This is a genomic window from Pantoea sp. ANP04 (genome assembly GCF_041982285.1).
In the GTDB taxonomy this organism is placed as follows: Bacteria; Pseudomonadota; Gammaproteobacteria; order Enterobacterales; family Enterobacteriaceae; genus Pantoea; species Pantoea eucalypti.
The window spans coordinates 77919-103246 of the sequence record NZ_JAUTYS010000012.1 but is presented as its reverse complement, the minus strand read 5'-3'; the positions used below and the strand labels follow the sequence as shown (position 1 = coordinate 103246).

The window sequence follows — 25328 nt, the reverse complement described above, 5'->3', positions numbered from 1 at the left end:
TTGAGCCACGGCTGACGCAGGGTCAGCCGGGTAGTTTACGCTTCGCTATCCGGGCTCGCCGGACGCGCAGGCGCATCCAGTTCAACACGATCAATTTTTTGCAGGCCGCGCGGTAACAGCGTGCCGCGACGTCCGCGATCGGCGCGGAATTTCTGGAGTTCTTCACTGCGCAGCAGCATTTTACGCTTGCCCACGTGCAGCGTGATAGCGCTGCCCGGCGGCAGAATCATCAGCCAGGCCAGTTTATCCTGACCGGCAGCCGCTTCCGCTGACGGAATCGAGATGATTTTATTGCCCTTGCCTTTCGACATTTGCGGCAGTTCGCCAACCGGGAACATCAGCATCCGTCCCGCCTGTGTAATCGCCAGTAGCATGTCATCTTCATGATGGACGGCCATCGGCGTCATCACGCGGGCATTTTCCGGCAGCGTCAGCAGCGCTTTACCGGCGCGGTTACGTGATACCAGATCGCTGAAAGTACAGATAAAGCCGTAGCCTGCATCAGAAGCCATCAGCAGACGCTGGTCATCCGGCTCCATCAGCACCTGTTCAACGACGGCACCCGGCGGTGGCGTCAGCTTGCCGGTCAGCGGCTCGCCCTGACCGCGCGCGGAAGGCAGTGATGTCGGATCCAGCGTGTAGCTGCGGCCGGTGGAGTCGATAAAGGCCACCGGCTGATTGCTCTTGCCGCGTGCCGCAGCAAGATAGCTGTCGCCCGCTTTGTAGCTCAGTCCGGCCGGATCGATATCGTGACCTTTGGCGCTGCGCACCCAGCCCATCTGCGACAGCACAATGGTGACCGGTTCAGACGGCACCAGCTCGGTTTCGCTCAGCGCTTTGGCTTCTTCACGCTCACGCAGTGGTGAACGGCGATCGTCGCCGTAACTGGCGCTATCAGCCTGTAACTCTTTTTTCAGCAGGGTGTTCATCTTGCGTTCAGAGGCCAGCGTGGCCTGCAGCTGATCGCGCTCTTTTTCCAGATCCGCCTGCTCGGCACGGATCTTCACCTCTTCGAGCTTCGCCAGGTGACGCAACTTCAGTTCGAGGATCGATTCGGCCTGGGTTTCGCTGATGCCAAAACGTGACATCAGAACCGGCTTCGGCTCATCCTCAGTACGGATGATGTCGATGACTTCATCAATGTTCAGGAACGCAACCAGCAATCCTTCCAGGATATGCAGGCGGCGCAGCACGCGATCCAGTCGGTAATTAAGACGACGCTTGACCGTGTCGCGGCGGAACACCAGCCACTCGGTCAGGATCTCATGCAGGTTTTTCACCGCCGGGCGGTTATCCAGCCCGATCATGTTGAGGTTAACGCGGTAGCTTTTCTCAAGATCGGTGGTGGCGAACAGATGGTTCATTATCTGATCGAGATCGACACGATTGGAGCGTGGCACGATCACCAGACGGGTCGGGTTCTCATGGTCAGACTCATCACGCAGATCCTCAACCATTGGCAGCTTTTTATTGCGCATCTGGTTAGCAATCTGTTCCAGCACGCGTGCGCCGGAGACCTGATGCGGCAGCGCGGTAATGACCGCCTCACCCTCTTCCTTTTTCCATACCGCACGCTGGCGAATAGAGCCGCGACCGGTCTGATACATTTTACGGATCTCGTCACGCGGCGTAATGATCTCCGCCTCGGTCGGGTAATCCGGTCCCTGAACGATATCCAGCAGCGCTTCCAGCGTCGTTTTTGGTGCGTCAATCAGCGCAATGGCGGCCTGAGCGACTTCGCGCAGATTATGCGGCGGAATATCGGTCGCCATACCGACGGCAATGCCGGTAGTGCCATTGAGCAGGATATTAGGCAGACGCGCCGGCAGAATTTTTGGCTCCTGCAGCGTGCCGTCAAAGTTCGGCTGAAATTCCACCGTTCCCTGGCCTAGCTCACCTAACAGCAGCTCGGCATATTTTGACAGGCGTGATTCGGTGTAACGCATGGCTGCAAACGACTTGGGATCATCCGGTGCACCCCAGTTACCCTGTCCATCGACCAGCGTATAACGGTAAGAGAACGGCTGCGCCATTAATACCATCGCTTCATAACAGGCGCTGTCGCCATGCGGATGGTATTTACCCAGCACATCACCCACGGTGCGCGCGGATTTTTTAAATTTGGCGCTGGCATTGAGACCCAGTTCCGACATGGCGTAGATAATGCGTCGCTGTACAGGCTTCAGCCCGTCACCGATATAAGGCAACGCGCGGTCCATGATGACGTACATCGAATATTTTAAATACGCATCCTCGGTAAAGGTATGCAGGGCAAGACGCTCTGCACCATCCTGCGTCAGTTCACTCATGAATTTCTCATCCTCACATCGTGGCCCACAACGGCGGGACACCCGGCGGTGGTTTGGCGAGGATAGTACCTTATTCGCCAGTGTTAGTCACAGGGGAAGCGCGGGACAGCAGGCGTCACTCAGCGCGATTTCAGTCGCCGGAAGTACCTGATTCTCGCGCCAGGTGCATGGACTCTCAGCGCGAGTGCGTCAGGGCTTTGCGCCCATCCACTGGCGGGCAATATCACGATATTCGCCGGTGGCGGTGCTGAGATGCACCCACTGGTCGACATAGAGCTTCCAGCTGATATCGTCACGCGGAATCATATAAGCCTTCTCGCCATACTGTAGCGGTTTGTCGGGATTGATCGCACAGAGCGTCGGGTAATGCTGCTGCTGAAAACGCGCTTCAGAGGCATCGGTAATCATCACATCCGCCTTTTTATCCACCAGTTGCTGGAAGATGGTGACGTTATCGTGGAACAGCGTCAGTGAGGCTTTCGGCAGGTGGCTGTGTACAAAGGCTTCGTTGGTGCCGCCCGCCGGTTCAATCAGCCGCACCTCAGGCCGGTTGAGCTGTTCAAGGGTCTGGAAGCGATCTTTATCTGTGCAGCGCACCAGCGGGATTTTGCCATCCACATCCAGCGGCCGGGCGAACCAGGCGGTCTGCTGACGTTTCAGCGTGACGGAGACGCCGCCGACGGCGATATCACACTGTTTTGCCAGAAAGTCAGGCATCAGGGTTTTCCAGGTGGTCGGTACCCACTCCACTTTCGCGCCGAGCGACATCGTCAGTGCGTTCGCCATGCTGATATCCAGCCCTTCATACTGACCATCCGGGCGAAGAAAGCTGTAAGGCTTGTAATCCCCGGTGGTGCAGACCCTGAGCGTTTTAGAACTGAGAATGGTGTCGAGATGAGATTGTGCCTGGACCGCACTGCTGGCCAGCAGTAAAGAGAAAACGATTTTTTTCATTTTGATGTTTTCTTGACTGTTTTCATAGTGAGTTTGCCCAACGATGGTGCCATAAACCGGCGTATTGTTGCTGCCACAGCAAAAGTGTTGTGATCTACCTCCCATTTTTCCGGGAATGGCGCACGTGTAAGCTAGGCGACATATTCAGAAAACGAGGCAACCTGTGCATGAGCAAGATTTTAATTATTGATGGCGGCAAAACGTTTGCCCACTCTAAAGGTGAACTGAACCACACCCTGACCGATGTTGCAGCCAGTCAGCTGCGTGATATGGGCCATGAAGTGTCAGTGACCGTGGCCGACAGCAACTACGTGATTGCCGATGAAGTGCAGAAATATGTCGACAGCGATGTCGTGATTTATCAGATGCCGGGCTGGTGGATGGGCGAACCCTGGACCGTGAAGCGTTACATTGATGAGGTCTTTACCGAAGGTCACGGCTCGCTCTACGCCAGCGATGGCCGAACCCGTTCTGATGCGGCGAAGAAGTACGGTTCCGGCGGTCTGCTGCAGGGCAAAAAATATATGCTGTCACTGACGTGGAATGCGCCGCTACAGGCTTTTACTGACCCGGAGCAGTTCTTTGAAGGTGTTGGCGTCGATGGTCTCTATCTGCACTTCCACAAAGCCAACCAGTTCCTGGGAATGGAAGCGCTGCCGACCTTTATCTGCAACGATGTGATCAAAGCACCGGACGTGCCGCGTGATATTGCCGCTTATCGGACCCATCTTAGCCGCGTTTTTGCGTAAGATGATGAGGGGCTACCCCTATTTTCCCACGAAAGAGGAATTCACGAATGTTAACCGTCGTTGCTGAAATTTGTGTTAAACCCGGTCGCCGTCAGGCCGTGCTGGATGCGGTGAAAAAGCTGATCCCGCTGGTGTTAGAAGAAGATGGCTGCCATCAGTATGACGCGTTGCTGGACCATCAGGCGCAGGTGCCGTGGAAGCAGAACTCGCCGGACTCCATTTTCATGTTAGAGCAGTGGGAAAGCCTGCGCCATCTTGAGCAGCATCAGCAGATGCCGCACATGGATGCGCATCGCAGCATCATTAAAGATGATGTGGTGGATGTGAAGATTCTGGTGCTGGAACCCAGCGCCTGATTAGTGCTGAAGGCTTTACTGCGGTTGTGTAGCTGGGGTTAAGGCTGGGGATAAATTCCGGCCACCGTCGCTGTGAGATCGAGCTGGCACAGGGATCAGGGTCAGATCGGAAAAACGCAAAAGCCGTCATCCATGACATGCCCGGCCCGCGCGATTACGCACCTCATCCCTGAGGTGCGCCCGTTACCGGGCCAACGCGTTGCGTTGTTCAAAAACGCTCCCGGCGTTTTTGTCCCAGGCCGCGGGACGTTTTCCTCCTCTGACCTTGGCCCCTGCGCGCTGAGCGAATGCATTGCGGTCAGATGTGCCCGAATGCGTAATTGTCATCTATCTGAACCTCTGTCCTGCGACAGAGGTTTTTTTGTTTCTGGCAGACCGGCTTACAGCAGTTGCCGCCGATCAATCTCACTGCGAAGAAAATCCAGAAAGCAGCCGATGCGCGAAGAGAGCGTGGTGTTTCGGTAATAAACCGCATGCACCGGCAGGCGCAGATCGCGGGTTTCCGCGGAGAGTACAGGCACCAGCCGGCCAGTGGCGCAATCTTCCCGGCTGAAAAAGTCGGAGATACGCGCAATGCCCTGTCCCGCCAGCGCCAGCTGCCGGATGGTTTCGCCACTGGAAGCTGAGATAGTCGGCTTAATACGCATGAAATCACCATCAGGCTGCAGGACCGGCCAGACGTTGAGGGATTCAGGATGACTAAAGCCGATTTTTTGATGCTGTGCGAGATCGGCCACGCTTTGTGGCGTGCCCGCTTTTGCCAGATAGGCCGGACTGGCCATCAGCTGAATCGCACTGCTGCCGAGCAGCCGTGCATGTAATGTAGAGTCACGCAGTTCACCGATACGAATAGCAATGTCCGTCTGCTGCTCAAGCAAATCGATCATAATATCGTCGGTATTCAGCTCAAGCTGGATCAGCGGATAACGGGCGCGGAAATCGTCTACCAGCGGCACAATCACATGCAGCATGAAGGGTGTTGCAGCGTTCACCCGAAGCCGTCCTGACGGCATCTCGCGCCGCAGGGCAATCTGCTCTTCGGCCTGCTCAACGGAGGCCAGGATCTGGCGCGCATGCTCCAGAAAAACCTGACCCTCTTCGGTCAGCGCCAGCCGTCGGGTAGTGCGATGCAACAGCGTGGTCTGCAGCTTGCTCTCCAGCCGGGAGAGTGCCCGGCTGATGCCTGAACTGGTCTGCGCCAGCTGGGATGCCGCCGCAGTAATGGAACCACTGTCTACCACCGCTACCCAGGCACGTAGCTCTTCCAGGGTAATTTTCACAAGATTGCTGTCTCTGCTCTCTAAATCAGCCAGGTTCGATGAAGGTGTACAGGTGCAAGCATAAACAAAACAGGACGCTTTCGCGTCCTGTCTTTTACACGTCGATATCGGCCGTGTCGCCTTTTTCCTGCAACCAGTTGCGCCGGTCTTCGGAACGTTTTTTCGCCAGCAGCATATCCATCATGCGTATCGTCTGATCGACATCCTCTTCGCTGATAGTCAGCTGTACCAGGCGGCGGGTATTCGGATCCAGCGTGGTTTCACGCAACTGCAGTGGGTTCATCTCACCCAACCCTTTAAAGCGCTGAACGTTAGGTTTACCCTTTTTGCGTTTCAGCTGCTCCAGCACGCCCTCTTTCTCATCTTCATCCAGCGCATAGTAGACCTCTTTACCGAGATCAATACGGTAAAGCGGCGGCATGGCCACATAGACGTGACCATTGCTGACCAGTGAGCGGAAATGTTTGACGAACAGCGCACAGAGTAGCGTGGCAATATGCAGACCATCTGAGTCCGCATCCGCCAGAATGCAGATTTTGCCGTAACGCAGCTGCGAAAGATCTTCGCTGTCAGGATCAATGCCGATCGCCACAGAAATATCATGGACTTCCTGCGATGCCAGCACCTCATCGGACGAGACTTCCCAGGTATTCAGGATCTTGCCCTTGAGCGGCATGATCGCCTGATATTCACGATCGCGCGCCTGCTTGGCCGATCCGCCTGCCGAATCCCCTTCGACAAGGAACAATTCCGTTTTATTCAGATCCTGCGCGGTGCAGTCCGCCAGTTTGCCCGGCAGCGCCGGACCGCTGGTGAGCTTTTTACGCACCACTTTTTTGGCTGCCCGCATACGCCGCTGGGCGCTGGAGATCGCCAGCTCAGCCAGCTGTTCTGCCGTCTGAATGTTCTGGTTCAGCCACAGGCTGAAGGCATCTTTGACGACGCCAGAGACAAAGGCTGCGCACTGACGTGAAGAGAGACGCTCTTTGGTCTGCCCGGCAAACTGAGGATCCTGCATTTTGACCGACAGCACATAGGCACAGCGATCCCAGATATCTTCCGCTGAGAGTTTGACGCCACGCGGCAGGATATTGCGGTATTCGCAGAACTCGCGCATCGCATCCAGCAGTCCCTGACGCAGACCGTTAACGTGTGTCCCGCCCTGCATCGTCGGGATGAGGTTAACGTAGCTTTCGGTTAACAGTTCACCGCCTTCCGGCAGCCATAACAGCGCCCAGTCCACCGCCTCCACATCGCCGGCAAAACTGCCGACAAAGGGTTTTTCCGGCAGCGTCGGTAAGCCATTCACCGCTTCGTACAGGTAGTCCGTCAGGCCATCTTCGTAGCACCAGGTCTGTTCGGTATTGTTCAGTTTGTCTTTAAAGACAATCTCAACGCCAGGACAGAGCACCGCTTTGGCTTTCAGCAGATGGGATAAGCGTGATACCGAGAAGCGTGGGCTGTCGAAGAAGCTTTCATCAGGCCAGAAATGGACGCGCGTACCAGTGTTGCGTTTCGCCACCGTGCCGGTAACCGTGAGATCCTGAACTTTGTCACCATTTTCAAACGCCATGTCATAGATTTCGCCATTACGGCGCACCGTGACTTCGACGCGTTTTGACAGGGCGTTAACCACAGAAATGCCGACGCCGTGCAGACCGCCCGAGAACTGATAGTTTTTATTGGAGAACTTGCCGCCCGCATGCAGACGACACAGGATCAGCTCGACAGCAGGTACGCCCTCTTCCGGGTGAATATCCACCGGCATGCCGCGCCCATCATCAATAACTTCCAGCGACTGGTCAGCGTGCAGAATCACTTCAACCCGCTTCGCGTGGCCGCCCAGCGCCTCATCGACGCTGTTATCAATCACTTCCTGACCCAAATGGTTGGGCCGCGTCGTATCGGTATACATGCCCGGACGACGGCGAACAGGCTCAAGGCCAGTCAGGACCTCAATGGCATCCGCGTTATAGTTTGATTGACTCATCGTAAATGTCTGATTAGAAGGGTGAAATTGGTGCGATTTCCGCATTACTCAGGGATGATTCAGACCAAGAAAGTCCAGAATCTGCGGGAAATGGCGCTCGAATCCAGTAAATGCATGATTTCCGCCCTCTTCTACCGTGTGACGGCACGCGCTGTAATAGTCGAGTGCCTGTCGGTAATCGAGAACTTCATCGCCGGTCTGTTGCAGCAGCCAGAGTAAATCGGGCGCTTCCAGCGGTTCAATCTGCATTACTTTGAGATCGTAAATGTGGCGTGACTCTAACACATATTGCTGGCCCGTGTAGGGATTCTGATTTTCGCCAAGGAAATCCACCAGCAGTTCAAAAGGGCGTACTGCGGGATTGACGACAACAGCCGGCAGCATAAAACATTGGGACAGCCAGGTAGCGTAATAACCGCCCAGCGACGATCCTACCACGCCCAGGGTTTCGCCACTGCGGCTCAGCACCAGGTCTTCCAGCACTGCCGCCGCATCAGCGGGAAAGGTCGGCAGCTGTGGCACGATCATGTCGATCTCCGGGTGCTGCATCGCTAACCATTGCCGGAACTGAGTCGCCTTCGCGGACTGCGGCGAACTGTTAAAACCGTGCAGATAGAGCAGTGCTGCCACGCGTCAGTATCCTTCGGAGTCTAAATCGGGACGAAAAGCGTCGGTGTCAAGCCGGTTCACTTCGGTCTCAAGGCCGCCATCCGGATGCAGTGTAAACCAGCGCCAGCCGGGAGCCACGGTGTCAATCGCAAAACTGGTACAGTGCGGTTTGAACTGGACACAGGTAGAGGGCGTCGCCAGCACCCGACGGCCATGCCATTCCATATCCAGCTCCTGGTGAATATGGCCACAGACCAGCGTCCGGGCTAACGGATAGCGCTGTAACACGGCATCAAGCTGATGCGAATTGCGCAGGCTGTGCTGATCGAGCCAGGTGCAGCCAGAGGCCAGCGGATGGTGATGCAGCATAACCAGCGTATGCCGTTGCGGAAAGCGGGCCAGCGCGTTGTCGAGCCACTCCAGCTGATAGTCGCTCAGCATTCCATGCGGAACACCGTAGACCTGGCTGTCGAGCAACACAATCTGCCACTGCTCACCCACCAGCACCTGCTTATGGGCATTGATGTGCGCTGCCGCCAGTGTATCCACCATTGCGGGCTGAAAATCGTGATTACCGGGTAGCCAGACGCAGGGCCGCGGCAAGCGAGAGATGCCCTCAGCAAAATGCTGATAGGCTTCGATAGAGTGATCCTGGGCGAGATCGCCCGTGGCGATGATCAGATCATAGTCGCGATGTTGCGCAATAATCGCATCCAGCACGGCGTCGTAGCTCGACCAGGTGTTCACCCCAAGCAACGATTCATGTTTTCCCGCGAACAGGTGGGTATCCGTGATTTGCAAAATCCTGATTTCGGAACCGTTCGCTGCAGGAAGAGTTAGCAGGCTATCCAAAGCGTTTCCTTCGTCTCCACGCCATTTACTGCATTATACGCATCAGCAGACCGGAACCGCCATCGCGCCATGTGCCAGGCAGTAACGCAGCCAGTCTGCGAGAAACTGGTTTATCTGATGTTTTTCATCGCGCTGATGCAATTTTTTATTAGGATAATCATAGCGCGCTTTGAACCGATAGATCTGTTGAGTTGAACACACTTCGGCGACCATCGCATCGTGATAGAGCCTGACCGACATCGAGGGCAGACTCCAGTAACTCACGGCAGGTGCGACCTGGCGGATCTCCACCAGCGTGGTGTAGCGTGTCGACTCCTGAATCGTCAGTTGATAACGGGCGCCACTCACCTGATAGATCACCGATTCTCCCGCCTCATCGTTACGCGGCAGCAGGCGGCGTAACTGGGCGAAATTGGTTTCGCAGAGCCGCATCATTTCGGGAAAGTCAGGGGTATAGCGCTGTTTCATTTTTGTATCCACTCTTCGCGTAGTTTTTCATGGTGCAACGCCAGCCATTGCAAGGCGATGACAGACGCCGCATTATCAATTATCCCCTCTTCCACCCAGCGGTACGCCTGTTCGCGGCTCACCACATGGACAAGAATATCCTCATTCTCTTCCTCCAGACCATGGCATCCCTCTGCCTGGCTGGCATCCACTTCCCCAATCAGCACCGATAAACGTTCGCTGGTGCCGCCAGGGCTGGCCAGATAGCTAAGCATGGGCTTAACCCGACCGACGTCCAATCCTGCTTCTTCAACGGCTTCACGGCGCACAACCTGCTCGACCGATTCACCGGGCTCGATAATACCGGCGACCATCTCCAGCAGCCAGGGTGAAGCACTGCTGTCATAAGCCGGGATGCGGATCTGTTCAATCAGCACCACTTCATCGCGTAAGGGATCATAAGGTAGCAGCACGGCAGCATGTCCGCGCTCAAAAACTTCGCGTTGCACTTCTCCACTCATTTCGCCATTAAACTGGCGGTGGCGGAAGCGGTATCGCTCAACGGAAAAAAAACCTTTGTAGAGTGTTTCTCGTGCAATAATTTCTACATCGTTTTTTGTGAAAGTCACAGGGGATTTTTTTTCTTCCGGCATCATCAGGTTCCTTGTGCAGATTGGGGTGGAGCGAAAAAAGCCTGTAACCGTGCTCCATGTAAGTAGTTCTTTCTGAAATATTTACGTAGATTAGAGATAGAAGGCACTTTCAGCCAACTTATCTCACAGTTGCCCTCTGCTAGAATCGGCGATAATTTTTTGGCTTACCCGGCAGCGCACCCACTGCAATTTGCTGCAACAAAAGGAATGCAAATGAAAAAACTGCTCCCATTTTTTATTGGGCTTAGCCTGGGCGGTTTCAGCTTCGCCAGCCAGGCCGAAGACCTGCTTCAGGTTTACCAGCAAGCACGTCTGAGCAACCCGGATCTGCGCAGCGCCGCTGCCGATCGTGATTCTGCTTTTGAGAAAATCAACGAAGCGCGTAGCCCATTATTACCTCAGCTCGGACTGGGTGCAGACTACGCCTATAATAACGGTTATCGCGACAGTAGTGGTCTTCATTCCAACACGACCAGCGGCTCTCTGAATTTAACCCAGACTATTTTCGACATGTCGAAATGGCGCGCGCTGACTCTGCAGGAAAAGACCGCCGGTATTCAGGATGTGACCTATCAGGTGGCGCAGCAGGATCTGATTCTGAACACCGCAACGGCCTACTTCAACGTGCTGAAAGCGATTGATACCCTTTCTTACACTGAAGCGCAGAAACAGTCTATCTACCGCGAGCTGGATCAGACCACCCAGCGTTTTAACGTTGGCCTGGTTGCCATCACTGATGTTCAGAACGCCCGTGCGCAGTATGACAGCGTGCTGGCCAATGAAGTGACCGCGCGTAACAATCTTGATAACAACGTAGAAACGCTGCGTCAGATTACCGGCATGGACTATATGTCGCTGGCTTCGCTGAGCATTGATCGTTTCAGAACCGATAAGCCCGAAGCGGTGAGTGCGCTGCTTAAGCAGGCAGAAAGCCGTAACCTGTCACTGCTCTCTGCGCGTCTGAATCAGGATCTGGCGCGTGAGCAGATTCGCTCAGCGGAAACCGGCCATATGCCGACGCTGGATCTGACCGCCTCCACCGGCATGTCAAACAGCAAATATGGCGGCAGCCGTGCAAACCAGAGCCAGGGTTCTACCGATTCAATTACCGGTTCAAACCAGGTTGGCCTGAGTTTCTCACTGCCACTGTATAGCGGCGGCAGCGTTACCTCTCAGGTGAAACAGGCGCAATACAATTTTGTCAGCGCCAGCGAACAGCTGGAAAGCGCTCACCGCACAGCAGTACAGACGGTACGCTCCTCGTTTAACAACGTGAATGCGTCTATCAGCAGCATCAACGCCTACAAACAGGCAGTCGTCTCTGCACAAAGCTCACTGGATGCGTCCGAAGCGGGCTATCAGGTGGGTACACGTACCATCGTCGATGTGCTGGATGCAACGACCGTGCTCTACAACGCGAAACAGCAGCTCTCTGATGCGCGTTATAGCTACCTGATTAACCAGCTGAATATCAGCTATGCACTGGGTACGCTCAACGAGCAGAGCCTGCAGAAACTGAACAGCCAACTGGGTAAAGAGATTCCGACTTCCCCGGAAACGGTGGCGCCGGAAAATGCCCAGCAGACCGCTCGTGTGGATAGCGGTCCGGTGGCAACTGGCTCGTCTGAGGCAGCGCGTCCTGCGGCTCGCCACAGCAGCGGTAATCCTTTCGGTCAATAATCAGTGGACGGGCTGCTTTGCGGCCCGTCTCTCTGTTGAACGTATAACTAAGTAAAGATCCCTGTTGTATCAGGCCTCCAGCTTCAATTTTACCCCCCCTTCCCCTATTCTATGCGCTACCTTTGGGCACAGGATAATCATAATGAAACGCACAAAATCTATTCGCTATGCCGCTTTTCGTAAAAGCTGGCAGGCACGCCACTTGACGCCCGTTGCTATCGCCGTTTCAGCCGTATTTATGCTGGCTGGCTGCGAACAGAACGATGAAACGGTTTCGATGTACCAGAATGCGGATGACTGTTCGAAAGCCAATCCGGGCCAGAGTGCGCAGTGTACTACCGCATTCAATGAGGCTAAAAAAGAGGCTGAACGAACTGCGCCAAAATATGCCACGCGTGAAGATTGTGTCGCTGAATTTGGTGAAAATCAGTGTCAGCAGACACCGGCTCAGGCGGGCGTTGGCACCACCAATGCTGAATCGCAGCAGAGTGGCGGCAGCTTCTGGATGCCACTAATGGCCGGTTACATGATGGGCCGCATGATGGGCGGTGGTTCGGGCTTTGCGCAGCAACCGCTATTCTCACCGAAAAATGCCCGCAGCCCGGCAAACGGCCAGTTTGTTGATGCCTCCGGCCGTAACTATGGTGCTGCCACTTCCGGCAAAACCATGACCGTGCCTAAAACGGCGCTGGCACCAAAACCGGCAACGACCTCCACCATTACCCGTGGTGGCTTTGGTGAAACCGTCGCGAAACAGAACAGCATGCAGCGAAGCAGCGCCAGCGGTACATCCAGCCGCTCAATGGGAGGCTAACGCCCCGATGGAACGCATTGCCATTTCAGAACGCCCAGGCTGGCGTGAAAAAGCCACCGAGTTCGGTTTTCGTTTTCATACCATGCATGGCGAACCCTACTGGTGTGAAGATGCTTATTACCAGTTCACGCTGGCGCAAATCGAGCATCTGGAAGATGTCACTGCAGAACTGCATCAGATGTGCCTGCAGGTCGTGGATAAGGTCGTAAACAGCGAAGCGCTGCTGACCAAATTCCGCATTCCAAAACACACCTGGGACTTCGTGCGCGATTCATGGCATCAGCGTCAGCCGTCGCTTTACTCACGCCTTGATCTTGCCTGGCATGGCAAAGGCGATGTGAAGCTGCTGGAGAACAATGCCGATACGCCGACCTCACTGTATGAAGCGGCATTTTTCCAGTGGCTGTGGCTGGAAGACCAGCTCAACGCAGGTCAGCTCCCGGCAGGCAGTGACCAGTTTAATAGCCTGCAGGAAAAGCTGATTGAACGTTTTGCCGCATTACATCAGCAGCACGGCTTTAACTGGCTGCACTTCGCCTGCTGCCGCGACACCGACGAAGATCGTGGCACCGTGCAATATCTTCAGGACTGCGCTACTGAAGCGGGGCTGCCGAGTGAATTTCTCTATATAGATGAAATTGGCCTGGGCGAAAAAGGGGAATTTACCGATGCTCAGGATCAGGTGATCAGTAACCTGTTCAAGCTTTATCCGTGGGAGTTTATGCTGCGTGAGATGTTCTCAACCAAGCTGGGTGATGCTGGCGTACGCTGGCTTGAACCGGCATGGAAAAGCATCGTCTCGAACAAAGCCCTGCTGCCGTTGCTGTGGGAAATGTTCCCGAATCACCCTAACCTGCTGCCCGCCTGGTTCGCCGAAGATGACGTTCCGCACATGGACAAATATGTGGTGAAGCCGCTGTTTTCACGTGAAGGTGCCAATATCCGGATCGTAGAAAATGGTCAGGAGATTGCCCGCGTTGATGGGCCATACGGTGAAGAGGGAATGATCGTTCAGCAGTTCCATCCTCTGCCTAAATTTGGCGACAGCTATACGCTGATCGGCAGCTGGCTGATTGACGATCAACCGGCGGGTATTGGCCTGCGTGAAGATCGCGATTTGATCACTCAGGATCTCTCCCGTTTCTACCCGCACGCATTTATCGGCTAACGCGCCGCGAGAATACAGGTCAGCTTCTGGCCTGTATTCTCTTAGCTTTGCCCTAACCTACCTGAACCGACAACATGCTGATTGCACCCATCTCCATGCCATCAATCGGAATGCTGATGGTTTCATCCGGCTGACGTGCGCCCAGCACATACAGCAGCGGCAGATAGTGTTCGGGTGTTGGATTAGACAGCGCCGCACCCGGATGGTCCATAAAGTTGACCAGCGGATGAGAAGCCGCATCGCTCTGCACCGCCAGGTTATCGCGGACAAACTGCTCAAAACTGCTGGCCCACGGATAGACTTCGCTATTGCCGTCCCAGCGCACTTTACGCAGGTTATGCACCACGTTGCCGCTGGCGACAATCATCACACCCTGATCGCGCAGCGCAGCCAGTTTCTGGCCCATCTCAAAGTGCCACGCCGCTGGTTTAGTGCCATCAATGCTTAGCTGCACGACCGGAATGTCGGCATCGGGATACATCCTGATGAGGACGCCCCATGATCCATGATCCAGTCCCCATTCCTGATCAAGCTTTACGTCGACAGGCGCTAAAAGCTCTGCCAGTTGCTGGGCCAGTTCAGGCGATCCCGGCGCCGGATAGCGTGTGTCAAACAGCGCCTGCGGGAAGCCACCAAAATCATGAATCGTCTTAGGATGAGCCATTGCTGTCACGGCGGTGCCGCGCGTATACCAGTGCGCTGAAACCGCAATAATCGCACGTGGACGTGGCAGAGTGTCACCCGCATGACGCCATGCGGCGGTATAGCGGTTCTCTTCAAGGGCATTCATTGGGCTGCCATGACCCAAAAACAGCGCTGGCATACGTAACTGGCTCATTCGTGATCCCCGGGATCGTCTGTTTGATAGCCACTACGATACGCGCATTCGCCGCTTTATCACGCTGATAAGCATGATGGAGATCATCAGGAAATTTGAATGAAATTTAACGTAGCAGGAATTTCAGATATTTATCGGACAAAAGAGAAGGAAAGGGAGGATTAAAACCGGACCATCCTGAGGGCGGCAGAAAGGAAACAGGCCCGAAAGGGGCCCGTTAAACGCAGCAGAACGATTAGCTGGCGTGGCGTGTTTCGTGCGTGCGACGCCATGCAATCAGGTCTTCGATAGTCACTACTGGCATGTTGTGCTGGCGAGCGAAAGTAATCGCTTCGGGTGCATGAGCCATGCTGCCGTCATCGTTGGTCAGTTCGCAAAGGACACCGGCAGGCTTGAAGCCGGCCAGCGTCACTAAATCGATGGTCGCTTCCGTATGTCCGCCACGTGTTAATACACCGCCTTCGCTGGCGCGCAACGGGAAGACATGGCCCGGGCGATGCAGGTCAGAAGGTTTGGCATTGTCGGCGATAGCTGTACGGATAGTGGTGATACGATCCTGAGCGGAGACACCCGTAGTGACGCCTTCTGCGGCTTCAATGGTCACAGTGAAACCGGTGCCAAAGGAGCTGGTGTTGTTCTCCACCATCATAGGCAGATCGAGCTGCTGGCGACGCGCTTCGGTCAGGCATAGGCAGACGATGCCACTGCCGTGACGAATGGTCAGCGCCATCTGTTCAACCGTCATGGTTTCTGCGGCGAAGATCATGTCGCCTTCGTTTTCACGATTTTCATCGTCGAGTACCATCACACCGCGTCCCTCACGCAGGGCGGCGATAGCACGTTCTACACGCTGTTCAGGCGTGCCAAATTCAGAAAGTAGCGTCTGATTCATGGTAATAAAAACCTTAAAATGTATGGGTTACCAGAATCAGGGCGTGCTTAGGAGTGACGTCAAAAAGACGTGGCAATAACGTGAAGCAGACACAATTGTCCGACAGAAGTCGTTACCCTCTCCCATCCGGACTGTAACCGTCGGCCCCGGAATTACACCGGATCTGCTGACCTTTATCTCTCTTTTCATCAAGATAAAGCGCTCGCGGGCTTTCAGCCGAAGCTGATTTACCGCCGGTGGGGAATTGCGCCCCGCCCTGAGAATAAGCCTTTAAACTATAACGCCGATCGTTTGAAGCGGCAATCATCAATAGCGCAATTGCTTTTGCATTTCCTGCGTTACCGATTTGAGGTTTATCCTTTTCATTTCTGGCATTACACTTAACACTTATTACGTTGGTAAACACGCTGACACAGCTCCCGTAACCAGGAAATCATCATGATCGACACGAAAAAAATTGAACAACTTGCCCGTCAGGTTCACGAAGCGATGCCTAAAGGTGTTCGTGAGTTTGGTGATGATGTCGAGAAGAAAATTCGTCAGGTTCTTCAGGCGCAGCTGACCCGTATGGATCTGGTCAACCGTGAAGAGTTTGATGTGCAGACGCAGGTATTGCTGCGTACGCGTGAGAAACTGGCGGCGCTGGAACAACGTCTGGCCCAGCTGGAAAGTCAGGGTTCGTCAGCCGGTACGCCACCGACCGCAACGGCACCTGTCACCACTTCTGCAGCAGTCACCCCTTCTGCCTCCGTAGCGAGTTCGCCAGCGGCGTCACCGGCACCGGCTGCCGACGTGGCGAAGCCTGCTGCGGATAATAAGCAAGAATAAGCGGTTTAGCGGGAGCCCGGCTCCCGCTTACTGCTCTGCTTCAGCTACCGCGAATGGTTTTAATAATGTTGGTGGTAGAGATACCGTCTTCGAAGTTCAGCACCTGCACGTCGCCGCCATTTGCCCAGACCTCTTTACTGCCCGCGATATCTTCCGGCTTGTAATCGCCACCTTTGACCAGCAGGTCCGGCAGAATGCCTGCAATCAGACGCTGCGGCGTATCCTCTTCAAATACCACCACCCAGTCGACCGCTTCCAGTGCGCCCAGCACGATCATCCGGTTTTCCTGTGGATTCACCGGGCGGCTTTCGCCTTTCAGACGTTTAGTTGACGCATCACTGTTCACCGCGACGATCAAGCGATCGCCGAGCTTGCGGGCATTTGCCAGATAGGAGACATGGCCGGCATGCAAAATGTCGAATACGCCGTTGGTCATCACCACTTTTTCGCCACGACGGCGGGCCATCTCAACGGCGGCTTTTAACTGCGCTTCCGTCATGATGCCAAAACCCTGTTCAGGGCGGGCGTGAATCGCATTTTCCAGCTCGACGGTGCTGACAGTCGACGTACCCAGTTTACCCACCACCACACCCGCCGCGGCATTGGCCAGGAAACAGGCTTCTTCCAGCGAGTCACCCGCAGCCAGAGCCGCAGCCAGCACGCCGATCACCGTGTCGCCGGCACCGGTCACGTCATAAACTTCCTGTGCCTGAGTCGGCAGATGCAGCGGTGCTTTGCCCGGCTGCAGCAGCGTCATGCCATTTTCTGAACGGGTCACCAGCAGCGCAGCGAGATCAAAATCTGCAATTAACTGCGCGCCACGCGCGACGATCTCTTCTTCGTTTTTGCATTTGCCGACCACGGCTTCAAATTCAGAGAGGTTCGGCGTCAGCAGCGTCGCGCCCCGGTAACGCGCAAAATCAGTGCCTTTCGGATCGATTAATACCGGCACGCCCGCTTCGCGCGCCAGCGTAATCATGGTCTGCACGCTGGAGAGCGCGCCTTTGGCGTAGTCGGACAGCACCAGCGCACCTGCTGCGGCCAGTGACTCACGCATTTTCTGATGAATCGGCGCCGGATCAACCTGATCAAATCCCTCTTCAAAATCGAGACGGATCAGCTGCTGATTGCGGGAAAGCACGCGCAGTTTGGTAATCGTCGGATGGCTTTTGATCGCCACAAAGTCACAATGAACGTTGACGTCTTTCAGCGTGTTACTCAACACGCGCGCCGCATCATCTTCACCGGTCAGGCCAATCAGGCGCGACGCGGCACCGAGTGCTGCAATGTTCATCGCTACGTTTGCCGCGCCGCCAGGGCGCTCTTCAACCGTGTCCACTTTCACCACCGGCACCGGCGCTTCAGGGGAGATACGGCTGGTTGGGCCATACCAGTAACGATCCAACATTACATCGCCAACAACCAGCACTGAGGCTTGGCCGAACGCGGGCAGAGTCACTTTCATTCCAGACACTCCAGACTGCATTAAAAATAGTGCGCGGATGATAGCACAGTTGCGATTTGTGCTATCAGCATCACGCCAGGATAGACGCAGGGGTTACCAGCCAGCGCTGCCAGCTGTTCATCACCGTCTGCCGTTCCGCTGCATACGCCTCAGGTTCAACATGACCCGGCAACTCCTGCAGGGCGCGATGGTGCAGTGCGTCGCGTAGCGTCACATAGGACTGCGTCAGCGCCTGCGCTTCATCTGCGGGCATTTTATGGTACTTCGCCATCAGCTCAAAAATGCGCACATTGTCAGACCAGCGCGTCAGTTCAGGCTGCTCAGCGGCGTAGCGTAAGACAAGATATTGGGCGATGAATTCAATATCGGTGATGCCACCCGCGTCGGCTTTGATATCCCAGCGCCCTTTATGTTTGTTACTGAGATGAGTACGCATCTTTTCACGCATCTCGCGTACTTCGGTTTGCAGCGCATCCGCGGCGCGTGGCAGTGAGAGAATCGCCTGACGGATTACGTTAAAACGTTCACCCAGTGTCGCCTCGCCAAATACTACGCGCGCCCGGACCAGCGCCTGATGCTCCCAGGTCCAGGCCTCACTGCGCTGATACTCCTCAAAGGCCTCAAAGGTACTGACCAGCATGCCCGCCGCACCCGAAGGACGCAGCCGCGCATCGACTTCATAAAGAATGCCGGACGAAGTGCGGGTACTGAAGAGATGCATGATGCGCTGGGCCAGGCGCAGATAGAACTGACGGCCATCAATGCTGCGCTCCCCTTCTGTTACCGCGTCAGCCGGACAGTCATGCAGGAAGACGAGATCCAGGTCGGAACTGTAACCCAGCTCCCAGCCACCCAGCTTGCCGTAGCCCAGCACCGCAAAGCCGCGCTCATGTTCATTACTCAGATGCGAAGGACGCCCGTAGCGCTGTACCATCATATTCCACGCCTGGCGGACCACCGACTCGATAATCGCCTCTGCCAGCCAGGTGAGATGGTCACTGACTTTCATCACGGGCAGCGTGCCCGCGATATCAGCCGCAGCAATGCGCAGATGCTGCGCCTGCTTAAACTGCCGCACAGCTTCCAGCTGCTGCTCCTCATCCTCAGTGGGGATGCGCAGCAGGTACTGACGCAGCTCATCGCGATAGGCGTCGGTGGCCGTCGGCTGATAGAGCGTGGCGGGATCGAGTAATTCATCCAGCAACAAGGGGTGACGCGCCAGCTGGCTGGCCACCATCGGTGAGGCGGCGCACAGGCGAATCAGGTGACGCAGCGCACCGTGATATTCGGTCAGCAGCTCCAGATAGGTACTGCGGGTCAGCACGCCGATCAGCAGCGGTGTCAGGCGACTCAGCGTGACAGCCGCATCGTCACGCGGGCAGACTTCGCTCAGCAGTCGCGGCATCAATTGATCCAGCGCCTGACGACCACGCGGACCGATAGTGCGTCGATTGATATCCTGACGAAACGCCTCCAGTGTCTGATGCAGCGTTAATCGCTGCTCGTCGCTGAGCTGCGGGACCAGCGGCGCAAGCTCGCTATCCTCCAGCTGGTCCTGCCACAGCACCTGAAACTCTGCCAGCTCACGCTGATCGCCAATGTCTGGAGTATCTTCACCAATCAGCTCGTCAAAGATGGCGCGTACCGCCGCCATCTGATCGTCGAGCCGCGTCATCAGAGCATCCCAGTCGACACAATCCATCGCCCATACCAGACGGGCACGATGCAGTTCATCTTCTGGCAGCGTTTGGGTCTGCTCGTCGCCCAGGCTTTGCAGCAGATTCTCCAGCCGCCGAAGGAAGAGATAAGCGTCGCGAAGTGCATCGACCTGCTCAGCAGGAAGCAGGGCCAGATTTTTGATCGCCTCCAGCGTCGGCAACAGCGATCGCAGCTGAAGCGAGCGCTCTCGTCCGCCACGAATCAGCTGGAACACCTGCACGATAAACTCGGTTTCACGGATGCCGCCCGCACCCAGTTTGATATTGTTTTTCAGACCACGTCGACGAACTTCGCGGCTGATCATCCCTTTCATGTTACGCAGAGACTGGATCACGCTGAAGTCGATGTAGCGCCGGTAAACAAAGGGCCGCAGCATCTGCTGGAGCTCCAGACTCCAGCGATCGTGGTCATCCCCCATCAGCCGCGCTTTGACCATGGCATAACGCTCCCAGTCGCGCCCCTGCTCCTGGTAATAATCTTCCAGCGCGGCAAAACTCATCACCAGCGGGCCGCTGTCGCCAAACGGACGGAGCCGCATATCCACCCGATAGACAAAGCCATCCATGGTGGGTTGATCCAGCACTTTGATCAGCCGCTGTCCCATGCGGGTAAAGAACTGGGCGTTGTCGAGCTCACGCCGTCCGCCGCGTGTGGTGCCGTTTTCCGGCCAGGCAAAAATCAGGTCGATATCAGAGGAGAAGTTGAGTTCGCCGCCGCCCAGCTTGCCCATGCCCAGAATCAGCAACGGTTGAGCATCACCCTCCGCATTACAGGGTGTACCAAAATCACGACAGCAATCCTGATAGACCCAGTCACGTGCCCGGCTGATCAGCACTTCAGCTAAGACGCTGAGCTGCTGCAGGCTTTGTTCGGTCGTCGCGTGTTGCAGAGCCTGCATCCAGGCGACACGTACCAGCATACGGCGTCGAAACAGCCGCAGTTCGCGCATCAGGCTCGCTTCGCTGTCGACTGCATTCAGCGCCTGATTCAGCCATGCAGAATAGTGTTGCCACTCATCAGGCTGCGGCGGCTGGTCGAGCATCGTCTGCCACCAGTCGGGATGTTGTTGCAGGTTTTCCAGCACAAAATCGCTGAAAGCCAGTCCGGCAGCCTGCTCCGGACTGAGCGAATCCAGCGGAATCTCCAGCTGTCGGGCGGCCGCTTCGGCCTGGTCGCGTAGCATCGCGGGCAGTGCTGACAACATAACTCCCTCCTTGATGGCGTGACGGAATGTCCCTTAGCGGGCAGCGCCGCTGGTGAGCCAGAACGGCTGCTGTTTCAGGGCCTGCGACGTCAGCCAGGCTAATCCGGACGTCTGTTTTTCGTGAATCGCTGACTGCAGTTGCTGCCAGGGATCAAGCCAGGCCATCACCGTTTCCACAGGATAAGAACCCGCCAGCAGGTGCACCGTCAGCAGCTGACGCGCCAGACGGGTGGCTTTGTCCTGATACTCATTAGGCTGTTTTACCGTAATGAAGGTTTCTCTCAGATCGGCATTAACACGGCTCAGCATGATATCGCTGAAGCGTTTAAACGATCCCTGAAGCTTGGCTTCTCCTTTAGCGTCGATCCACTGACGCCATTGCGATTCCGCCAGCCAGTGGGTCAGCGCAAGTTGCGTCTCAACAGAGAGGGAAGATAAGCAGAACGTGGTGGCTTCCTGCTCTTCATTCACCAGCGTCTCTTCCAGCGTGGTCAGTTGCTGACGCAGAGCGCTACTGGCTTTACGCGGCACCAGCGCACCAAACAGACTGAACGCCTGACGCAGCAGATCCAGCGCTTCGCGCACTGCGTCCTGCGCCGCCGCGTTACCACGCAGCCAGACTTCTTCATGATATTGCCAGTGACGAAGCCCCGCCGACATTGAGGCGACCATACCCTGCTCCACAGTCGCTTTCGCACCGGCTTTCAGCAGCGGGAACGCCTCAACCTGACGCGGTGGATTACCCTGGGCCAGCTGATAGCCTCGGGCGGCTTTGCTCAGGCTGCCCATACGCAGACCGCCCAGCGCCACCAGCTGCTGCGCAAAGGCCAGCAGATCCTGGCGTTCACCCCGTTTCAGCTCTAATTCGATCTCGCACAACGGTTCGCTGAGCTCACCCGCCGTGACTTCGCCCTGATCAAATGCCACTTCAATTTCACTGTTGCCTGCGGTGATCAGCCAGACTTCACGCTGGAAATGGGTAGTGAACAGCGGCTGTAAGCGCGGCTGCAGCGCAGTGACATCGGTGCCCTGCGGCCAGATCTCTGCGGGCAGGCGCGCAATGTCGAGCACTGGCTCACTGAGTTCTACATTGTATTCCGGACGCTGATGCAGTCCGCCAAGCGTCTGCCCCGCGGCTTTCAGCGTCATTTCATAGCGCTGATCAACGCCACGGATACGCAATCCCATGTCCCAGCGTCGCAGCTGGTTATCGTCGGTTTCGAAGTAGATATTGGTCAGCTCGCGAGCAGCCTGATGCTGATGCGGCAGAGTGGAGAGCAGTTCAGCCAGTTTCCCGGCTGCCTGGGGAGTTGCAATGAACTTTAGTTCGATTTCGATGGTCATAATTTTTTATTCACTACGCCGCTGGCACTTAAGAGGGTTTTTCCTGCATATTTCAGGCGATTATCAGCAGGTTACTCATGCTGTCGCCTGGAGGGCAAGGGGTTATCAGGCGAAGATTAATGCACAGAAGCCGCGCTGTCTCTGCTTTCTTTGCTCTTTCGCAGACCTTTTCGCACTCTCATGAGACCAGGATAGTTCTCATTCAGATTTATGCGAGGCCTCTCCAGACTGTGCCGGTAAATTTTAAGTCAGACTAAGCCAAACGAAATCGAATGAAAAAAATTACACTCGCTGGACTCACTTTGCTGGCCCTTAGCAGCCTTGCACCTGCCCATGCCGACGAAAAACGTTATGTGTCTGATGAGCTTTCAACCTGGGTTCGTAGCGGGCCGGGCGATCAGTTCCGCCTGCTCGGTAAGCTGAATGCCGGGGAAGAAGTTCAGCTATTACAGACCAACAACGATACTCATTATGGCCAGATCCGCGATTCCGAAGGCCGCACCACCTGGATTCCTCTGTCGCAGCTCAGCGCAAATCCGAGCCTGCGCACCCGGGTGCCGCAGCTTGAGCAGCAGGTGAAGGATCTGACGGCCAAGCTGGATAATATCGACAACAGCTGGAACCAGCGCACCGCTGAGATGCAGAACAAAGTCGCCAGCAGCGACGGCGTGATTAATGGGCTGAAAGGCGAAAATCAGAAGCTCAAAAATGAGCTGATTGTCGCGCAGAAGAAAGTCAGCGCCGCCAACGTTCAGCTGGATGACAAACAGCGCACCATCATTATGCAGTGGTTTATGTATGGTGGCGGCGTGCTGGGTGTCGGCCTGCTGCTGGGACTGCTACTGCCGCATATGTTGCCGCGCCGTAAGAAAAGCGATCGCTGGATGAACTGACCCCATTCTGTCGGGTTTTCGCGGGGGATCGCAGGATCCCCCTTTTGGCATGTCTGCAATCCGGGGAATCTGTGCAACAATAAAATGAGATGCACTGCTGATTTCAGGCGCGGGACGTGCCCGGCATGCAGATCATTTCTTTTTCTCTGGAGTTTTGCGTGAAGACGTTTCTTGTTGGCGGTGCGGTGCGTGATGCGCTGCTGAATCTGCCGGTTACAGATAAAGATTGGGTTGTCACTGGTTCCACACCCGAAGCCATGCTTGAGCAGGGTTATCAACAGGTCGGTCGTGATTTTCCCGTTTTCCTGCATCCCGTCAGTCGCGAAGAGTATGCACTGGCACGGACCGAGCGGAAAAACGGGAAAGGCTACACTGGATTTGTCACCTGGTCCTCGCCCGATGTGACGCTGGAGCAGGATTTACAGCGCCGCGATCTCACCATCAATGCTATCGCGCAGGATGAAAACGGCGAGCTGGTTGATCCCTATAATGGCCAGCGTGACATTGCCCTGCGCCTGCTGCGTCATGTCTCTGAAGCCTTCAGTGAAGATCCGCTGCGGGTATTGCGCGTCGCGCGTTTTGCTGCGCGTTTTGCTCATCTCAACTTTCGTATTGCCCCCGAAACCCAGCAACTGATGCAGCAGATGGCCGAAAGCGGCGAGCTGTCGAATCTCACTGCCGAACGCGTGTGGAAAGAGACGGAAAAGGCGCTGAGTGCCCGTAATCCTCAGGTCTATTTTCAGGTTCTGCGTGACTGCGGTGCGTTGCAGGTGCTGTTTCCTGAGCTGGATAATCTGTTTGGTATTCCTGCGCCGATTAAATGGCACCCGGAAATCGACACCGGTGTTCATACCCTGATGACACTGGCGATGGCTGCAGCCCTCTCCAGCGAGATCGATGTGCGCTTCGCTACATTGTTCCATGACGTCGGCAAGGCGCTGACGCCGCCTGAACTGTGGCCGAGCCATCACGGTCATGGACTGGCGGGCGTTCCACTGGTCGAGGCGCTGTGTCAGCGACTGCGGGTACCTAACGCGATTCGCGATCTGGCGTTAATCGTGACCGAGTTCCACGACATTGTGCACACCATCGAACGGCAATCCCCGGCATCACTGGTGGCGCTGTTTGATCGGATCGATGCCTGGCGTAAGCCGCAGCGTATTAAGCAGATGGCACTGACCAGCGAAGCGGATGCACGTGGGCGGGCTGGACTGGAGAGCATGCCTTATCCGCAGGGCGACTATCTGCGTCGTGCTTTTGCGCTGGCGCAGGCGGTGCCGACCAAAGCGGTCGTCGAAGCAGGGTTTAAAGGTGCAGAGGTGCGGGAAGAGATGACGCGGAGACGAATTGACGCCGTCGCGCAGGGTCTGGCGATCAGGCAGCCTGACTAGCAGGCTGCCCAGGGTTTACATGAAGACCATGTAAACCGCTGCCGCCACGATAAAGCGATAAATCGCGAACGAGACGAAAGAGATGCGCTTAATCAGCTCAAGGAAGGCTTTGATCGCAATCAGCGCCACGATAAACGCCGTGACAAAGCCGACGGCGAACATCGGGAAATCCGCCATTGTCAGGAAACCGATGCTCTTGTACATGTCCAGCACGGTCGCACCCATCATCATTGGCACTGCCAGGATGAAGGAGAACTCTGACGCGGCATAACGGCTCACGCCCATCAGCATGCCACCCGAGATGGTTGCACCAGAACGTGAGAAGCCCGGCCACAGTGCTAAGCACTGGAAACAGCCAATCATGAACGCCTGACGATAGGTAATATCATCAACGCCGACGGCTTTCGGCTGTTTTGGCTTGAGGTACTCAGCAGCCAGCAGCAGAACGCCCCCCACCACCAGCGCGTACATCACGTTGATCGGGTTAAACAGCGTTTTAATCTGATCGTGCAGGACCAGACCCACAACCACCGCCGGCACCATACCCAGCAGGATGTGGATCAACGACAGACGGCCGGTGCCAACACCTTCATGTTTAACTTCGCCAAAGTGGATGCCGATCAGGCCAAACAGACGGCGCCAGAACATCACTACCACAGCCAGAATTGATCCTAACTGAATCACAACTTCAAAGGTCTCGGCTTTTTCACCTTCAAAGCCCAGCAGGTGACCCACTATAATCATGTGCCCTGTGGAAGAGACCGGTAAAAATTCGGTCAGCCCTTCCACAACGCCCAGGATTGCAGCTACCCAAAGCTGATGAATATCTGCCATCAAATGTTCCCTCTATCCGTTTCAAACCATTAAAAAGGCGGTAGCGCACTGCTATCGCC

The 25328-nt window shown here is 55.7% G+C and carries 22 protein-coding genes and 1 riboswitch; of the genes, 8 read left to right on the top strand and 14 right to left on the bottom strand.

What is annotated here, in order from left to right; translation table 11 throughout:
* Nucleotides 1-35 precede the first annotated feature (35 nt).
* Both parC and Q7C21_RS16725 read right to left on the bottom strand, forming a co-directional pair.
* Nucleotides 36-2309 (bottom strand): DNA topoisomerase IV subunit A, encoded by a 2274-nt coding sequence (parC, locus tag Q7C21_RS16730; RefSeq protein ID WP_003848464.1) that lies wholly within the window; start codon nt 2307-2309, stop codon nt 36-38.
* Nucleotides 2310-2498: 189 nt separating this feature from the next.
* A complete protein-coding gene (locus Q7C21_RS16725) occupies nt 2499-3263 on the bottom strand; it encodes a transporter substrate-binding domain-containing protein (protein WP_375150942.1) in 765 nt (254 codons plus the stop codon).
* A 167-nt stretch (nt 3264-3430) separates the two neighbouring features.
* On the opposite strand from Q7C21_RS16725, the gene Q7C21_RS16720 reads away from it, so the two are divergent.
* Nucleotides 3431-4012 (top strand): NAD(P)H-dependent oxidoreductase, encoded by a 582-nt coding sequence (locus Q7C21_RS16720; RefSeq protein WP_003848461.1) that lies wholly within the window; start codon nt 3431-3433, stop codon nt 4010-4012.
* A gap of 47 nt (nt 4013-4059) precedes the next feature.
* The gene (locus tag Q7C21_RS16715; protein WP_003848459.1) at nt 4060-4368 is read left to right on the top strand and encodes a putative quinol monooxygenase; all 309 of its coding nucleotides are present in this window, start codon (nt 4060-4062) and stop codon (nt 4366-4368) included.
* A 380-nt stretch (nt 4369-4748) separates the two neighbouring features.
* On the opposite strand, the gene Q7C21_RS16710 is transcribed toward Q7C21_RS16715, so the two are convergent.
* The 6 genes from Q7C21_RS16710 to nudF form a co-directional block, all read right to left on the bottom strand.
* Nucleotides 4749-5648 (bottom strand): LysR substrate-binding domain-containing protein, encoded by a 900-nt coding sequence (locus Q7C21_RS16710; RefSeq protein WP_003848458.1) that lies wholly within the window; start codon nt 5646-5648, stop codon nt 4749-4751.
* Between the two features lie 94 nt (nt 5649-5742).
* The gene (gene parE / locus Q7C21_RS16705) at nt 5743-7638 is read right to left on the bottom strand and encodes a DNA topoisomerase IV subunit B (protein ID WP_375150941.1); all 1896 of its coding nucleotides are present in this window, start codon (nt 7636-7638) and stop codon (nt 5743-5745) included.
* A gap of 48 nt (nt 7639-7686) precedes the next feature.
* Entirely contained in the window at nt 7687-8268 is a 582-nt protein-coding gene (gene yqiA, locus Q7C21_RS16700) for an esterase YqiA (RefSeq protein WP_003848456.1), read from the bottom strand.
* Between the two features lie 3 nt (nt 8269-8271).
* Entirely contained in the window at nt 8272-9099 is an 828-nt protein-coding gene (gene cpdA, locus Q7C21_RS16695) for a 3',5'-cyclic-AMP phosphodiesterase (protein ID WP_003848455.1), read from the bottom strand.
* A 42-nt stretch (nt 9100-9141) separates the two neighbouring features.
* Entirely contained in the window at nt 9142-9567 is a 426-nt protein-coding gene (locus Q7C21_RS16690; protein WP_008925735.1) for a DUF1249 family protein, read from the bottom strand.
* Nucleotides 9564-10199 (bottom strand): ADP-ribose diphosphatase, encoded by a 636-nt coding sequence (nudF, locus tag Q7C21_RS16685; RefSeq protein WP_033761442.1) that lies wholly within the window; start codon nt 10197-10199, stop codon nt 9564-9566. Before nudF ends, Q7C21_RS16690 begins: the two co-directional genes overlap by 4 nt.
* A gap of 213 nt (nt 10200-10412) precedes the next feature.
* Here nudF and tolC point away from each other — a divergent pair, with 213 nt between their 5' ends.
* The 3 genes from tolC (at nt 10413) to Q7C21_RS16670 (ending at nt 13861) form a co-directional block, all read left to right on the top strand.
* A complete protein-coding gene (gene tolC / locus Q7C21_RS16680; protein WP_003848452.1) occupies nt 10413-11879 on the top strand; it encodes an outer membrane channel protein TolC in 1467 nt (488 codons plus the stop codon).
* 142 nt (nt 11880-12021) lie between these two features.
* Nucleotides 12022-12693 carry a DUF1190 family protein gene (locus tag Q7C21_RS16675; RefSeq protein ID WP_003848451.1) on the top strand — a complete coding sequence of 224 codons (672 nt, stop codon included), beginning with the start codon at nt 12022-12024 and terminating at the stop codon, nt 12691-12693.
* 7 nt (nt 12694-12700) lie between these two features.
* On the top strand, nt 12701-13861 hold the full coding sequence (locus Q7C21_RS16670; protein ID WP_375150940.1) for a glutathionylspermidine synthase family protein: 1161 nt from the start codon (nt 12701-12703) through the stop codon (nt 13859-13861).
* A gap of 52 nt (nt 13862-13913) precedes the next feature.
* Here Q7C21_RS16670 and ygiD read toward each other — a convergent pair whose 3' ends face one another.
* Together ygiD and ribB are read right to left on the bottom strand one after the other, a co-directional pair.
* Entirely contained in the window at nt 13914-14699 is a 786-nt protein-coding gene (ygiD, locus tag Q7C21_RS16665) for a 4,5-DOPA dioxygenase extradiol (protein WP_003848449.1), read from the bottom strand.
* 235 nt (nt 14700-14934) lie between these two features.
* Complete coding sequence (gene ribB / locus Q7C21_RS16660; protein ID WP_003848447.1) at nt 14935-15591, bottom strand: 3,4-dihydroxy-2-butanone-4-phosphate synthase; 657 nt, start codon at nt 15589-15591, stop codon at nt 14935-14937.
* Nucleotides 15592-15701: 110 nt separating this feature from the next.
* A riboswitch (FMN riboswitch) is annotated at nt 15702-15859 on the bottom strand.
* Between the two features lie 170 nt (nt 15860-16029).
* Here ribB and Q7C21_RS16655 point away from each other — a divergent pair.
* On the top strand, nt 16030-16419 hold the full coding sequence (locus Q7C21_RS16655) for an accessory factor UbiK family protein (protein WP_375150939.1): 390 nt from the start codon (nt 16030-16032) through the stop codon (nt 16417-16419).
* A 40-nt stretch (nt 16420-16459) separates the two neighbouring features.
* Here the strand turns inward: Q7C21_RS16655 and hldE are convergent, their stop codons facing one another.
* The 3 genes from hldE to Q7C21_RS16640 all read right to left on the bottom strand — a co-directional run bounded on the left by hldE (nt 16460) and on the right by Q7C21_RS16640 (nt 22151).
* A complete protein-coding gene (gene hldE / locus Q7C21_RS16650) occupies nt 16460-17884 on the bottom strand; it encodes a bifunctional D-glycero-beta-D-manno-heptose-7-phosphate kinase/D-glycero-beta-D-manno-heptose 1-phosphate adenylyltransferase HldE (RefSeq protein ID WP_003848444.1) in 1425 nt (474 codons plus the stop codon).
* Nucleotides 17885-17954: 70 nt separating this feature from the next.
* Entirely contained in the window at nt 17955-20807 is a 2853-nt protein-coding gene (glnE, locus tag Q7C21_RS16645) for a bifunctional [glutamate--ammonia ligase]-adenylyl-L-tyrosine phosphorylase/[glutamate--ammonia-ligase] adenylyltransferase (RefSeq protein ID WP_375150938.1), read from the bottom strand.
* A gap of 33 nt (nt 20808-20840) precedes the next feature.
* Entirely contained in the window at nt 20841-22151 is a 1311-nt protein-coding gene (locus tag Q7C21_RS16640) for an inorganic triphosphatase (RefSeq protein ID WP_039659374.1), read from the bottom strand.
* Between the two features lie 272 nt (nt 22152-22423).
* Between Q7C21_RS16640 and Q7C21_RS16635 the strand changes: the two genes are divergently transcribed.
* Nucleotides 22424-23044, top strand: a complete 621-nt coding sequence (locus Q7C21_RS16635) for a TIGR04211 family SH3 domain-containing protein (RefSeq protein WP_003848440.1) — start codon at nt 22424-22426, stop codon at nt 23042-23044.
* 158 nt (nt 23045-23202) lie between these two features.
* Complete coding sequence (locus tag Q7C21_RS16630; protein WP_375150937.1) at nt 23203-24435, top strand: multifunctional CCA addition/repair protein; 1233 nt, start codon at nt 23203-23205, stop codon at nt 24433-24435.
* Between the two features lie 15 nt (nt 24436-24450).
* On the opposite strand, the gene bacA is transcribed toward Q7C21_RS16630, so the two are convergent.
* Complete coding sequence (bacA, locus tag Q7C21_RS16625) at nt 24451-25269, bottom strand: undecaprenyl-diphosphate phosphatase (RefSeq protein WP_003848438.1); 819 nt, start codon at nt 25267-25269, stop codon at nt 24451-24453.
* Nucleotides 25270-25328 lie beyond the last annotated feature (59 nt).

What these genes read in the sequence shown, in the direction of transcription:
- parC (WP_003848464.1), bottom strand. Translation starts at nt 2,309, where the DNA reads ATGAGTGAACTGACGCAGGATGGTGCAGAGCGTCTTGCCCTGCATACC.
- Q7C21_RS16725 (WP_375150942.1), bottom strand. Translation starts at nt 3,263, where the DNA reads ATGAAAAAAATCGTTTTCTCTTTACTGCTGGCCAGCAGTGCGGTCCAG.
- Q7C21_RS16720 (WP_003848461.1), top strand. Translation starts at nt 3,431, where the DNA reads ATGAGCAAGATTTTAATTATTGATGGCGGCAAAACGTTTGCCCACTCT.
- Q7C21_RS16715 (WP_003848459.1), top strand. Translation starts at nt 4,060, where the DNA reads ATGTTAACCGTCGTTGCTGAAATTTGTGTTAAACCCGGTCGCCGTCAG.
- parE (WP_375150941.1), bottom strand. Translation starts at nt 7,638, where the DNA reads ATGAGTCAATCAAACTATAACGCGGATGCCATTGAGGTCCTGACTGGC.
- Q7C21_RS16690 (WP_008925735.1), bottom strand. Translation starts at nt 9,567, where the DNA reads ATGAAACAGCGCTATACCCCTGACTTTCCCGAAATGATGCGGCTCTGC.
- nudF (WP_033761442.1), bottom strand. Translation starts at nt 10,199, where the DNA reads ATGCCGGAAGAAAAAAAATCCCCTGTGACTTTCACAAAAAACGATGTA.
- tolC (WP_003848452.1), top strand. Translation starts at nt 10,413, where the DNA reads ATGAAAAAACTGCTCCCATTTTTTATTGGGCTTAGCCTGGGCGGTTTC.
- Q7C21_RS16675 (WP_003848451.1), top strand. Translation starts at nt 12,022, where the DNA reads ATGAAACGCACAAAATCTATTCGCTATGCCGCTTTTCGTAAAAGCTGG.
- Q7C21_RS16670 (WP_375150940.1), top strand. Translation starts at nt 12,701, where the DNA reads ATGGAACGCATTGCCATTTCAGAACGCCCAGGCTGGCGTGAAAAAGCC.
- ygiD (WP_003848449.1), bottom strand. Translation starts at nt 14,699, where the DNA reads ATGAGCCAGTTACGTATGCCAGCGCTGTTTTTGGGTCATGGCAGCCCA.
- ribB (WP_003848447.1), bottom strand. Translation starts at nt 15,591, where the DNA reads ATGAATCAGACGCTACTTTCTGAATTTGGCACGCCTGAACAGCGTGTA.
- Q7C21_RS16655 (WP_375150939.1), top strand. Translation starts at nt 16,030, where the DNA reads ATGATCGACACGAAAAAAATTGAACAACTTGCCCGTCAGGTTCACGAA.
- hldE (WP_003848444.1), bottom strand. Translation starts at nt 17,884, where the DNA reads ATGAAAGTGACTCTGCCCGCGTTCGGCCAAGCCTCAGTGCTGGTTGTT.
- glnE (WP_375150938.1), bottom strand. Translation starts at nt 20,807, where the DNA reads ATGTTGTCAGCACTGCCCGCGATGCTACGCGACCAGGCCGAAGCGGCC.
- Q7C21_RS16640 (WP_039659374.1), bottom strand. Translation starts at nt 22,151, where the DNA reads ATGACCATCGAAATCGAACTAAAGTTCATTGCAACTCCCCAGGCAGCC.
- Q7C21_RS16635 (WP_003848440.1), top strand. Translation starts at nt 22,424, where the DNA reads ATGAAAAAAATTACACTCGCTGGACTCACTTTGCTGGCCCTTAGCAGC.
- bacA (WP_003848438.1), bottom strand. Translation starts at nt 25,269, where the DNA reads ATGGCAGATATTCATCAGCTTTGGGTAGCTGCAATCCTGGGCGTTGTG.